The sequence below is a fragment of the Nitrincola tibetensis genome, assembly GCF_003284585.1.
GTDB classification, from domain to species: Bacteria; Pseudomonadota; Gammaproteobacteria; order Pseudomonadales; family Balneatricaceae; genus Nitrincola; species Nitrincola tibetensis.
Genome location: NZ_QKRX01000005.1, coordinates 39,349 through 52,380 on the forward strand (window position 1 = coordinate 39,349; position 13,032 = coordinate 52,380).

The 13,032-nt window shown below is 48.2% G+C and carries 12 protein-coding genes; 3 read left to right on the plus strand and 9 right to left on the minus strand.

Features of this window, described 5'->3' with window-relative positions:
- The first annotated feature begins 101 nt into the window (after positions 1-101).
- A complete protein-coding gene (glnL, locus tag DN062_RS08155) occupies positions 102-1,175 on the plus strand; it encodes a nitrogen regulation protein NR(II) (protein WP_112158846.1) in 1,074 nt (357 codons plus the stop codon).
- Positions 1,159-2,592: a nitrogen regulation protein NR(I) gene (gene glnG, locus DN062_RS08160; protein ID WP_112158847.1), complete on the plus strand. Its 1,434-nt coding sequence runs from the start codon at positions 1,159-1,161 to the stop codon at positions 2,590-2,592. The genes glnL and glnG overlap by 17 nt, the downstream gene beginning before the upstream one ends.
- A gap of 1 nt (position 2,593) precedes the next feature.
- On the opposite strand, the gene DN062_RS08165 is transcribed toward glnG, so the two are convergent.
- The 4 genes from DN062_RS08165 to leuS are packed head-to-tail and all read right to left on the minus strand — an operon-like array spanning position 2,594 to position 7,159.
- The gene (locus tag DN062_RS08165) at positions 2,594-2,977 is read right to left on the minus strand and encodes a c-type cytochrome (RefSeq protein WP_112158848.1); all 384 of its coding nucleotides are present in this window, start codon (positions 2,975-2,977) and stop codon (positions 2,594-2,596) included.
- Positions 2,978-4,012: a DNA polymerase III subunit delta gene (gene holA, locus DN062_RS08170; RefSeq protein WP_112158849.1), complete on the minus strand. Its 1,035-nt coding sequence runs from the start codon at positions 4,010-4,012 to the stop codon at positions 2,978-2,980.
- A gap of 40 nt (positions 4,013-4,052) precedes the next feature.
- A complete protein-coding gene (locus DN062_RS08175; RefSeq protein WP_112158850.1) occupies positions 4,053-4,553 on the minus strand; it encodes an LPS-assembly lipoprotein LptE in 501 nt (166 codons plus the stop codon).
- 11 nt (positions 4,554-4,564) lie between these two features.
- The gene (leuS, locus tag DN062_RS08180) at positions 4,565-7,159 is read right to left on the minus strand and encodes a leucine--tRNA ligase (protein WP_112158851.1); all 2,595 of its coding nucleotides are present in this window, start codon (positions 7,157-7,159) and stop codon (positions 4,565-4,567) included.
- Positions 7,160-7,328: 169 nt separating this feature from the next.
- Here leuS and DN062_RS08185 point away from each other — a divergent pair, with 169 nt between their 5' ends.
- Positions 7,329-7,898, plus strand: a complete 570-nt coding sequence (locus DN062_RS08185) for a zinc ribbon-containing protein (protein WP_112158852.1) — start codon at positions 7,329-7,331, stop codon at positions 7,896-7,898.
- On the opposite strand, the gene lnt is transcribed toward DN062_RS08185, so the two are convergent.
- Genes lnt through miaB form a run of 5 tightly spaced genes read right to left on the minus strand, consistent with a single transcriptional unit; the run spans position 7,818 to position 13,022 of the window.
- The gene (lnt, locus tag DN062_RS08190) at positions 7,818-9,329 is read right to left on the minus strand and encodes an apolipoprotein N-acyltransferase (protein ID WP_239995741.1); all 1,512 of its coding nucleotides are present in this window, start codon (positions 9,327-9,329) and stop codon (positions 7,818-7,820) included. The two genes, DN062_RS08185 and lnt, sit on opposite strands and share 81 nt — an antisense overlap.
- A gap of 8 nt (positions 9,330-9,337) precedes the next feature.
- On the minus strand, positions 9,338-10,174 hold the full coding sequence (locus DN062_RS08195) for an HlyC/CorC family transporter (RefSeq protein WP_112158853.1): 837 nt from the start codon (positions 10,172-10,174) through the stop codon (positions 9,338-9,340).
- Between the two features lie 9 nt (positions 10,175-10,183).
- The gene (gene ybeY / locus DN062_RS08200; RefSeq protein WP_112158854.1) at positions 10,184-10,639 is read right to left on the minus strand and encodes an rRNA maturation RNase YbeY; all 456 of its coding nucleotides are present in this window, start codon (positions 10,637-10,639) and stop codon (positions 10,184-10,186) included.
- A complete protein-coding gene (locus tag DN062_RS08205; protein WP_239995742.1) occupies positions 10,636-11,643 on the minus strand; it encodes a PhoH family protein in 1,008 nt (335 codons plus the stop codon). The genes ybeY and DN062_RS08205 overlap by 4 nt, the downstream gene beginning before the upstream one ends.
- A gap of 29 nt (positions 11,644-11,672) precedes the next feature.
- Complete coding sequence (gene miaB, locus DN062_RS08210; protein ID WP_112158855.1) at positions 11,673-13,022, minus strand: tRNA (N6-isopentenyl adenosine(37)-C2)-methylthiotransferase MiaB; 1,350 nt, start codon at positions 13,020-13,022, stop codon at positions 11,673-11,675.
- Positions 13,023-13,032: the final 10 nt, after the last annotated feature.

Consider the following 13,032-nt stretch of genomic DNA (forward strand, 5'->3'; position numbering starts at 1 on the left):
CTGTCCATAATGTTTCATGCAGTGCCCGTAAATGGGCGTTGGGAAGTGAAGGCAAAAGTGGCCTCTTTTTTGCAAATAGAAGTTACAGAGTTGGAGGCCGCATGTTTAGTTTAGATACATCGAAACAAACGTTAGAAAACTTAACAACATCTGTTGTGATGCTGGATAAAGAGTTGCGGGTAAAATACATGAACCCCGCAGCAGAGATGTTGCTGCAGATTTCTTATCGTCGTTTAAAAGGCAAGCCCCTCACTGAGTGCGTGGTCTTTGCTGAAGACGACGTGCGCTTGTTAAAAGATGCGTTAAAAACATCGCACCCTTTCAGTAAGCGGGAAGCCAGAATTGTTACCATTCTATCCAATGAGTTGTTGATCGATTACAGCGTCAATCCACTGTCAAACTCGGGATTGCTATTAGAAATTCAAGCTCGTGATCGTTTAATGCGCATTGAGCGTGAAGAAGAGTTGCTAAATCGCCATGCAACAGCACGATCATTGGTGCGTGGCTTGGCACATGAAATTAAAAATCCACTCGGTGGGATACGAGGGGCTGCGCAGTTGTTAGAGCGGGAGCTTGATAACCCCGAGCTGCATGATTACACACGGGTCATTATCGAAGAGGCGGATCGCCTAAGAAATTTAGTTGATCGTTTACTGGGCCCTCATAATTTACCTCGGATTGAGGAGATAAATGTCCATGCGCTACTTGAGCGTGTTTGCAGTCTTGTCGATGTCGAATCCAATCACTTAATTCGTTTTGTTCGCGATTATGACCCAAGTATTCCTGAATTTTTAGGTGATAAAGAACAGTTAATCCAAGCGATTTTGAATATTTTACGCAATGCGATGCAAGCGCTGCAGGAGGCTTCGACGCCTGAGCCGAGTATCCTTCTGAGAACACGCGCTCATCGTCAAGTGACTTTAGGGAGCGAACGACACCGGCTCGTGTGTTCAATAGAGATCATTGATAACGGGCCGGGTATTCCTGAAGATTTGGTCAGTTCCATTTTTTATCCTATGGTCACTGGTCGCGCAGAAGGGTCGGGTTTAGGGTTGTCGATAGCGCAGGCCATTATAAATCGGCACAAAGGCTTGATTGAGTGCAGCAGTGAGCCAGGACAAACACGTTTTCAATTACTAATTCCTCTGGAGCAAAACAATGAAATCACCGGGTAATGTCTGGGTTGTCGATGATGACCGGTCTATTCGCTGGGTTTTAGAGAAAGCCTTAAGCTCGGCGGGAATGAAGACCGCTATGTTTGAGTCTGCTGACGATCTCATTAAGCGACTGGATAAAGAGCAACCTGACGCTATTGTCAGTGATATCCGCATGCCGGGTATGGATGGATTGGCGTTACTGAATCATATCCAAGCCATTAATCCGGATATGCCGATCATTATTATGACGGCTCATTCCGATTTAGACAGTGCTGTGGCGTCGTATCGTGGCGGGGCATTTGAATACTTGCCAAAACCCTTTGATGTTGACGATGCTGTCGCGCTGGTTCGTCGGGCTGTTGAACATGCCTATGAGCGACGTATTCAATCGCCTGAAGTGGTTGATGACACAACGGCTGAAATTATTGGTGAAGCACCTGCCATGCAGGAAGTTTTTCGCGCGATTGGTCGTCTTTCTCAATCCAATATTACCGTTTTGATAAATGGTGACTCTGGAACGGGCAAGGAGCTTGTTGCGCATGCACTGCATAAGCATAGCCCGCGTGCGGAACATCCTTTTATTCCGTTGAATATGGCGGCTATTCCTAAGGACTTGATCGAATCTGAGTTGTTTGGTCATGAAAAAGGTGCCTTTACAGGGGCAGCTGCAGCGCGTCGTGGGCGTTTTGAGCAGGCAGATGGGGGTACCTTATTCTTAGATGAAATTGGCGATATGCCTGCCGATACACAAACTCGTTTGCTACGAGTACTGGCAGACGGTGAGTTTTATCGAGTGGGAGGGCACACGCCTGTCAAAGTGGATGTGCGTATTATTGCCGCGACCCATCAAAACCTAGAGAGCTTAGTGAAAGAGGGGCGTTTCAGGGAGGATTTATTTCATCGTTTGAATGTCATTCGTATTCATATTCCGCGGCTTTCACAGCGTCGCGAGGATATTCCTCGGTTAGCACGCCATTTTTTGGCGCGATCAGCAGAAGAGTTGAGTGTTGAGCCAAAACAGCTCAAGGCCGAAACTGAGCAGTTCATTTGTGATTTGCCCTGGCCTGGTAACGTTCGGCAGTTAGAAAACACCTGTCGTTGGTTAACAGTGATGGCATCGGGGCGTGAGGTGTTGGTATCTGATTTACCGCCAGAGCTATTGGATCAACAAGATCAAGGTTTAGCATTAAATGGTAACTGGGAGCAGTTGCTTCGTAATTGGGCGGATCAGCAGTTAACCAATGGTCGTAAAACCATTCTTAATGAAGCCGTTCCACAATTTGAGCGTGCCATGATTGAGGTTGCATTAAAACATACGGCCGGACGTAAGCGCGATGCCTCTGAGTTGTTGGGCTGGGGGCGTAATACACTCACACGCAAAATCAAAGAACTGGGCATGGAAGACAGTTCGGGCGACGAGGATGAGGACGACTAAGTTAGTCGCTTGCAGGCTCTAGGGGCGCAACGCGCTCCATGCCTTGCAAGGCTTTCATGCGTTGCTCATGACGTAAGGCCACAGCATACTCGGCGACAGCTCTGGCTTGGTGCTCTGTTAAATCAGGAAAATGTCCCATGGGGTGTCCAAACTGGTAGCCGTGCTTGATGATTAAGATGACATCGTGCTCTTGCAGTTGATTGACGCCAGGTGGAAGGTTCTGAAGCTCAGGACCTAAGCCTCTGTAGGTGTGGCACTCTTTGCAATAGTAGGCATAAAGATCTACACCTTGCGTCATCTTTGCAGGGTTGTCTGAATCGCTACAGCCAGTGAGAATCCCAATGCTCATGGCTAGTAGGGATAGGTGTCGAATACGTGCGTTCATCTAAGCCTCCAATGCCGCTAACGGAAGTGCTGCGCCAGCCAATGCTAATACCAATTGCGCCATAATCAGCCAAGGGTCATGCTGTCCTTGCCCTTTTATGGCATGGTCTGCCAGTGCGGCTTGTGAAAGCATTTTTTCTAAATCATCCAGATGCAATCGTTGGCAGGCTTTTAAAACAGGGCCTTTGCGTTTGCCCCAGACCTTTTCTTTTTGGCAGAGCGTGTCTGCCGCCATACCGCGTGACAGACCTTGCATTAAGGCATAGAGCGTTCTTATTTCACGCGTGATAGCCCAGAGGACCACAGGTGCTTCAACCCCTTCTTGCCGGATGACCTGCAAAATCTTCTGACACCGAACAGGTTGTCGCATGAGGGCTGCATCCATCAACGCAAATACATCATAGCGCGAGTTGTCCGAAACGGCCTCTAGAATTTGCTCGGCCGATATTTGGCCATCAGCACAGAGTAACCGTAATTTATCCAGTTCTTGGCGTGCAGCAAGTAAATTGCCCTCAACACGATCCGATAAAAGCTGTGCCGCTTCCGTATCAAGGTGTAAGCCTAACGCAATGCCACGTTGAATAAGCCATCCCGGTAGTTGCTGAGGCTCAAGTGGCCAAATTTCGACCATCAGGCCACGCTTGTCAATCGTGCTGTACCACGCGCTTTTTTTACTGCCTGCATCCAGCTTATCTGCCACTAATAACAATGTAGTATCCGGTGCTGGATTGTCTAGGTAGGCTTGTAGGTGCTGGCTATCTGCTTTATTGATTTTGGATTCGCCTAAGCGTATCTCAAGAATTTTCTGCTCAGAAAACAGTGACAGAGCATTGGTGCTTTGTAGGGTACCTTCCCAGCTAAAATGCCCATCGACTTGAAAGACCTCTCGTTCAGAGAAGCCTTTTTGGGACAAAAAACGACGAATGTAATCGCAACTCTCTAGAGAAAGCAGCGGCTCATCCCCGTAAACAAGGTATACGGGGTAAACCGGATTTGAGCTCAATTTGGCCGGAAGGTCCGTTGGGCGCAGTTTCATGCTTGCGAGTCGCTCTAGGAGTCAGTTATTGATTATCAGCTCACGAGCTTTTCAAGCGAATGTATTGACGCATAATTTGTTGCGCAAGTTCGCGTCTGATTTGCTCTTTAAGAATGATTTCCTGTGTTTCTGTGGCGGTGATGTTGTCTGGATCGATACTGTAAACACGTTCCGCGTAGAGAGTGCGCTCAGGTAATAATTCATTGCCTTCACTGTCGACTACGTGTAAATGGATCATTGTTCTAAGCTCGTACTCAGATGAGCGTGCTAAGCGTGTTAGAGAGACCGTCCGCCGTATATCAGATTGATTTTTTAGCAGTAGTTGGATGTCTGCCCCCGGGAGAACCTCTACCCCATTTAACGTCATCGCTTCAGTGACCGCTTGAACCATCGCTTGGCTTACGGACTCAGAGACAATACTGACGTGTGACAGTTCATCAGAAACACTATACGAACCACGTAAATGAAAACCACATCCGCTGACCATCAAGGTCAGCAGACACAGTAAACACCAGTGGCGCATGCGCAAGGACATCGCCATTATTAAAACTCCTAGCCGACCACTATGTTAAGCAGTTTATTCGGCACTGCAATTTTCTTACGGATCATTTTGCCTTCCATGTGTTTTTTCACATTTTCTTGTGCCAATGCCAAGTGCAAAAGTGTGTCTTCATCGGCATCGGCCGCCACTTCGATGCGCGCACGCACCTTGCCATTGACTTGAACAACGATTTCAACTTTTGAGCGAGTCATCGCTGCTTCATCTGCGACGGGCCAGGCGGCAGACACCAACGCATTTTGATGACCTAGCAGAGTCCATAGCTCATGCGTGATGTGGGGCACAATGGGTGACAAAAGTCTGACCCCAGCCTCAAGTGCTTCTTGCATCACCGCACGACCTTGATCAGAGGTGTCATCGAAACGTGATATGGCATTCGACAACTCCATGATGGCTGCAATAGCGGTATTGAAGGTCTGACGACGCTCAATATCATCGGTCACTTTACGAATGGTTTCATGCACTTTGCGACGAAGTTCGCGCTGGTTATCGGTGAGGTCTTCGCTGTTAAGCTCAACGGCGGGAATACCAAGGCTGACATGGTCGAATACCTGTTTCCAAAGACGACGCAAGAAGCGGTGAGCGCCCTCAACAGCTGAATCTGACCATTCCAATGACTGCTCTGGCGGTGCCGCGAACATCATGAAAAGACGAACCGTATCGGCACCATAGCGGTCAATCATCACTTGTGGGTCTATGCCGTTGTTCTTGGACTTAGACATCTTGGACATGCCTGAGACCAATACTGGCTCACCATCATCTTTATGACTGGCACTAATAATCCGGCCTTTATCATCTGTTTCAGTGATGACGTCTGTGGGTGAAATCCAGACCTGACCACCACGCTCGTCTTCACGGTAATAGGTTTCGGCTAACACCATACCCTGGCAGAGTAGACGAGTGAAGGGTTCATCAGAATCGACAAGGCCTTCATCACGCATCAGCTTATGGAAGAAGCGTGAATAGAGTAAATGCAAAATGGCGTGCTCAATCCCACCAATATATTGGTCAACAGGCAACCAATAGCGAGATTGCTCGGGGTCTAACATCCCATCGGTTTTATTTCCGCTGGCGAAGCGAGCAAAGTACCAGCTTGACTCCATAAAGGTATCAAAGGTATCTGTTTCGCGCTCAGCAGGGCCACCGCAACAAGGACAGGTGGTTTCAATGAAACTAGCAAGCTTTTTGATCGGGGAGCCAACGCCATCGAACTCAACGTCTTCAGGCAGAACAACTGGTAGCTGATCTTCTGGAACAGGAATTGGGCCACAGCTTGCACAGTTAACGACCGGAATAGGCGCGCCCCAGTAACGTTGACGAGACACACCCCAATCGCGTAAGCGATAGTTAATGGTGATTTGTCCGCGGCCACGTTTGCTCAGTTCATTGGTGATGGCTTTGAAGGCTAGGTCGAAGTCCAAATCATCAAAGTCGCCGGAGTTGATTAAGCTCCCTTTCTCGGTGAAGGCTTCTTCATCAAGATCGACCTTGAGGTTGTTGTCGATAGATGCGATGACTTGCTTGATTGGCAGACCATACTTTTTAGCAAACTCCCAGTCACGCTGATCATGGGCAGGTACTGACATGACGGCACCAGAGCCATACTCCATCAATACAAAGTTGGCCGTCCAAACAGGGATTTTTTTACCCGTGAGTGGGTGAGTTGCTTCAATGCCTAAATCAATGCCTTTCTTTTCCATGACCGCCATATCGGCCTCAGCCACTTTGACATTTTTGCACTCATCAATGAAGGCAGCAATATCGGCAGACGTCTCCGCGGCTTTTAACGCGAGCGGATGTTGTGCGGCCACCGCGAGGTACGTCACGCCCATGAGGGTATCGGGGCGTGTTGTGAACACCTGAAGATCGCCGTAGTTTTCAACTTTGAACGAGACATCCGCGCCTTTAGAGCGTCCGATCCAGTTACGCTGCATGGTTTTGACTTGCTCTGGCCAATGCTCAAGCTTGTCCAAATCATCCAACAACTGATCAGCATAGTCAGTGATTTTTAAGAACCACTGTGGAATTTTTTTACGCTCGACCAAGGCACCTGAGCGCCATCCACGGCCATCAATAACTTGCTCATTTGCCAAAACGGTTTGGTCAACAGGATCCCAGTTGACCTCGGCTTCGCGCTTGTAAACCAGTCCTTTCTTCATCAAGCGTGTGAAGAACCACTGCTCCCAGCGGTAATATTCTGGATGGCAGGTCGCGAGTTCACGAGACCAGTCGTAACCAAAGCCCATTTGCTTGAGCTGATTACGCATATAGTCGATGTTTTCATAGGTCCATTTTGCGGGGGCAACTTTATTATTGATCGCCGCATTCTCAGCCGGTAAGCCAAAGGCATCCCAGCCCATCGGCTGCAGTACGTTTTTACCCTGCATTCGCTGGTAACGAGAGACTACATCACCTATGGTGTAGTTACGGACATGTCCCATATGCAGTCGACCGCTTGGGTAGGGGAACATGGACAAGCAATAAAATTTCTCGCGTGATGTGTCATCAACGGCTTTGAAACTTTCGTTATCTTCCCAGTACTGCTGGGCATTTGGTTCAATGGCCTGTGGCTGATAGTGCTCGTTCATTGTGTCTGATCAGATCTCTTGTTTGACGTCGGTACAGGCTGTTTTGAATAAAAGCCCGTTGGTCGATGTCAGATTAATTGGAAAGATGAGTCAATGCGGCATAGCATACAATATATGCAGAGATGCAAACAGGGCTTAATCACATCACCTTGCAGGTGAAGGAGACTTTATGAGCGACCCACTAAAAAAAACAAGCGATAGTGCTTCAAAAATGTCGCGTATCTACGATCGTGTCTTGGATCGAATACGTCATCAATTGGATGAAGCGGGCTATCAAACATGGGAATCGGTTCAGGCCACTATCCGTGACGCAATAGAGTTGGAAATGGCGGCAGAGGAAATGACGCGCGATGAGATAGATCTACTCAGCGCCTACATTGAACGAGACCTCAAACAAATCGGCTATTATGCGCATGAAACGGGTGAGGGCATTGCGGCGTGGTTGAACTTTGATTTAAATGCGCTTGAGCAAACAATGGTCAAGCGTTTATGGGAGTTAGCAGACCAGACTCGGGTGCAGCATGAATTGTTGCGTGAACAGCTAGCGCATGCTGATACAGAGTATTTAGCAGGCGAAGTCACTGTGCCTGGCAAGTTGCGTTGTTTAAACTGCAATGAAGAGCAAGTGCTTATTCGAAGCGGTAGTATTGAACCTTGCTCAGCCTGCGGTGCGGTGATATTTATCCGAGATTCGCTGCCATGGCCGCCAACCCAGCGTCATGAGCAACAGGGCGATTAGCAGAGTCGGCCAAACACCCAAGTGTTGATAGGGTGTTTTGCCTTGCATGGCTGGGACTTCGGCTGTTAATACCTTGGCGACCTTGCGGGGTATTTGTGCTTCTATACTGCCGTCCGATCGAATGACGGCTGTAATGCCATCATTTGTCCCGCGTAAAAGCCAGCGCCCGTTTTCGATGGCACGCATACGGGCAATTTGTAAGTGTTGATACGCGGCGAGTGAGTCGCCAAACCAAGCATCATTTGAAACAGTCAGGAGTAAGTGGCTGTTGAGGGCGGAGATGCGTGTTAATTCGGGATAAGCGATTTCATAGCAAATTAATGGCGCAATGGCCCAATCCTTAAGGGGTAAGGTGAGCTGGGTTTCTTGAGGTAAGCTAAATTCTGACATAGGTAAGTCAAAAAAGGTAATGAGCCCTCTAAGTTGGTTTTCAAAGGGAACATACTCACCAAAAGGCACTAAGCGTTGTTTATGATACACGCCCGAGCTGCCACTAAAAATACCCAAACTGTTGTGGAACATCATCAAGCTTTCATCATGTGGGTTGCCTGTCATGAATGGGAACCCACTCATTAAGGTGGTGTCGTAACTGTCCAGATAGTCAAAAAAGGGTTGGACGTATGGAGCGGCCTGGAAATATAACGAAGGAATGGCTGTTTCTGGCCAAATAATTAAATCGACATCCTTGTGCGGCATACTTAATTCAATTTGCTGATTGAGAATGCGCGGCAGGTTGTCGCTATCCCACTTGTCATGTTGAGAAATATTGGGCTGAACCAAGGCAACGCGAAGCGGTGGTTTAGCATCAGGGGTTGTCCATTCGTTGGGTAGGAGTAGGGTCAGCAACGGCAAGGCGAGGGCGATGAGGCCAGGCCCAGGTCGTTGGCTGCGGATGGCCTCTGTGATTCCCACCGCGAAGAGCAAAGAGAGTAACGACAGTCCCCAAACCCCAAGTATTGCCGCTAGTGAGCTTAGGGGAGTATCGATCCAAGCATAGCCTAAATATAGCCAAGGAAAGCCTGTAAAAAGCCAACTTCGCAGCCATTCAAAGAATATCCATATACCAATAAACCCTAGCCATGCATAGCGAGGTATTCGATAGAAGCGTGCAAAGCACCATCCTTGTAAAGCAAATAGCGTGGCTAAAGCCATCACGAATAGGCTTGTGAGTAAAACAGCAAGAGGAACGGGAGCGTAGCCATAGGTATGAATGCTGACGTATACCCAAGAAACGCCCGCACCAAAGAAACCAACGCCGTAACACCAGCCAATCCATATGGCCCGTTTAGCGGTTATGCCAGCAATGCATAGGTAAAACAAAGCAGGGCTTAACAGCGCAAATAAGGGCATATTGAAGGGCGCGAACGCTAAGGTTGCGGTCAAGCCTGCACTAAGACTGACCGCCGGGCGAAGTAGACGACGTAGATTCAAACGGATGCCTATGATTGCTCGACCTGTAACAAGCGTATGCGACGGTTGTCTGCCGATAAAACTGTGAAGTTAAACTGATCAAAACTCACTTGTTCACCTTTTAGTGGCAAACGACCAAAGCGCTGAGTGACTAAGCCGCCGATGGTGTCGAATTCGTCATCCGAGAAACTGCTGTTAAAATGATCGTTGAAGTCCTCAATGGTGGTTAAGGCTTTAACAAGGTAGCTCTGTTCGTCCAGTGCTTTGATATTGCCTTCGTCATCATCGTCATCATGCTCGTCTTCTATTTCACCAACAATTTGCTCTAAGACATCTTCGATCGTGATTAACCCAGAGACGCCACCATACTCATCAACAACAACCGCCATATGGTTTCGTGCCCCACGGAACTCACGCAATAGAACATTCAGACGTTTACCTTCAGGAACAAAGACGGCAGGGCGGATGCAGTCTTGTAGGCTGAAATTGTCGAGATTGCCATCAAGCATGAAGTTAAGCAGGTCTTTTGCTAATAGAATGCCGATGACTTCATCTGGATTTTCGCCACAGACGGGAAAGCGCGAATGTGCGGTCTCAATAATGGTAGGTAAAAAATCACGCGGTGCTTGGTTGATTTGCACCATTGTGACTTGAGAGCGAGGTACCATTGCGTCCCGGACTTTCATATCCGATACCTGCATGGCCCCTTCAATAATGCTCAGCGCATCATTGTCTAATACGCCAGCTTCAGCTGCTTCATATAACCCTTGAATCAGTTCTTCCCGGGTAGGGGGTTCATCAGAAAAAGCCTGCGCTAGCTTTCCGAGCCAGCCTTTAGTGGCAGATCCCGATCGTTCTTCGCTCATAATGTCCTCTTAAGCGGATAAGTATGGATTTGAAATACCGAGCTGAGCAAGAAGATTGATTTCCAGTGCTTCCATCTCTTCGGCGTCAATGTCATTTATATGATCGAATCCGATAAGATGCAATAGGCCATGAATCACCATGTGTGCCCAATGATGCAATAAAGGTTTGTTTTGCTCTTGCGCTTCGCGGGCAACGACATCCGCGCATATGGCTAAATCACCAATTAAATCAGTGGGTACGCCCGGCGGAGCTTCAAAAGGAAAAGACAAAACATTGGTCGAAGAGTCTTTTCCACGCCATGTGTGGTTAAGCTCTCGACTTTCGTCTTCTGTGACAATACGGATACAGACTTCTGCTCGTAAACGCCGTCCTCCCATCGCGAGCTTTAGCCAGCGCTCGAAGTCGGCTTCCGTGGGAAGGTCTTTATGGTTTGTTTCATATAAAACGTCTGCAAAGTAACTCATGAGTGGTTCTCGTGTTTGCGTGAGCTTCTTTCAGCCTCAAGTTTTTCATAACGATCATAGGCCACAACGATATGTTGGACTAACGGATGGCGAACTACGTCGCGCGCGGTGAAGTGTGAAAAACCGATACCCTCAACGCCTTTGAGTACTTCTATCGCATGCACCAATCCTGAGCGAGTGCCTTTGGGTAAGTCAATTTGAGTGACGTCACCCGTAATAACGGCCGTCGAGCCAAAACCTATGCGCGTAAGGAACATTTTCATTTGTTCACGCGTGGTGTTTTGGCTTTCATCTAAAATCACAAAAGAGCCATTGAGTGTACGTCCACGCATATAAGCTAACGGCGCTATCTCAATCACGTTCTTTTCAATGAGCTTGGCTACTTTTTCAATTCCGATCATTTCGTAGAGAGCGTCGTAGAGGGGGCGTAAATAAGGGTCAACCTTTTGCGATAGATCGCCAGGCAGAAAGCCCAGTTTTTCCCCAGCCTCAACCGCAGGGCGAACCAATAAAATGCGACTGACTTCTTCGCGCTCTAAGGCTTCAACCGCACAGGCAACGGCGAGATAGGTCTTGCCTGTTCCCGCAGGTCCAATGCCGAAGTTGATATCTAGGGTTTGGATTGAACGCACGTACTTTTGTTGGTTTTCACTGCGCGGACGAATCTGCATCTTGCGTGTACGGATGGTGTAGTCCCGGTCCGCAACACCCGAGGAAGGGAGTTGTTGTTCGAGGCCTGTTTGTTGTAACCCTAAGTGAATGTCATCGGGGCTTAACGCTTTGCCTTTACACGCCTGCTGGTAAAGGTCCTGAATCAGCGGTCTGACTTGGCGGCTGATTAGGCTATTGCCAATTAATTGGAACTTATTGCCGCGATTGAGCACCTCAATGCCCAGACGTTCTTCAATCAGTTTAAGATGCTCATTCATTTGACCACAAAGACTGGCAAGAGCGGCTGGGTTGTCAGGTTCAAGCGCAAAGTTTACAGGTTGTTGGTTTGACAAGTTATCATCCTAAAATGGCTGGCGAAATATTAATGCGTTTGATCTAATTCTGACGATACGAGTTCGCCAACTAAAGAGTTTGCATACGCCTGCACAATACGAACATCTGCAAAATGGCCAATTAAGTTGGGATCGTCGCAACGGAAGTTAACCACTCGATTGTTCTCCGTACGCCCTGAAAGCTGGCCGGGATCTTTTTTAGAGTAGCCATTGACGAGAATACGCTCGACATTATCGACCATACGACGACTAATCTGCATGGCTTGCTGTGTAATACGGTCTTGAAGAATGTTCAGTCTTAGTTTTTTTGTTTCATCTGTGACATTGTCCGGCAGATCGGCGGCTGGAGTGCCCGGACGACGGCTGTAGATAAAACTGAATGAGCTATCAAAGCCTATCTCTTGAATTAAATTCATTGTGGCTTCGAAATCTGCATCAGACTCACCGGGAAAACCGATAATGAAGTCGGATGAAAAGCTGATGTTCGGTCGCAGCTTACGAATACGGCGCAGTTTTGACTTATACTCCAAAACGGTATGGCCACGCTTCATGGCCATTAAAATTCGGTCAGAGCCACTTTGTACAGGCAAGTGCAGATGACTGACTAACTCAGGAATATCGGCATAAGCCTGAATCAAGCTTTCACTGAACTCAACAGGGTGAGAGGTTGTGAAGCGAATGCGATCGATGCCATCGATTGTAGCGACACGACGTATCAACTCGGCCAAATCGGCGTCAGCGCCATCGGAAGTTGCGCCACGGTAGGCATTCACGTTTTGACCGAGCAGGTTGACTTCACGCACGCCTTGTTCTGCCAGCTCTTCACACTCTCTGAGTACATCGACCAGCGGTCGGCTAACTTCTTCACCGCGCGTATAGGGAACCACGCAGAACGTACAATATTTACTGCAGCCTTCCATAACAGACACAAAGGCTTCGGCACCCTCTACTTTTGGAGCAGGCAGATGGTCAAATTTTTCAATCTCGGGAAAGCTAACATCAACGATCCCGACGATGCCTTTTTTGGACTCATTAATCATCTCGGGCAAGCGGTGCAGCGTTTGCGGGCCAAAAATCATATCTACATAGGGCGCACGATCACGAATAGCCGAGCCTTCTTGGCTTGCCACGCAGCCACCCACACCAATAATAAGATCCGGGCGCTTCTCTTTAAGCTTGCGCCAACGACCCAATTGGTGGAATACTTTTTCCTGTGCCTTTTCGCGGATGGAGCAGGTGTTGAGTAATAATACATCGGCATCATCAGGTGAGTCAGTCAGTTCTAGTTCATGACTTTCGCCGAGAAGGTCTGCCATACGTGATGAGTCGTACTCGTTCATCTGACAACCGTGTGTCTTGATAAACAGCTTTTTAGCCATGTGTCACCTG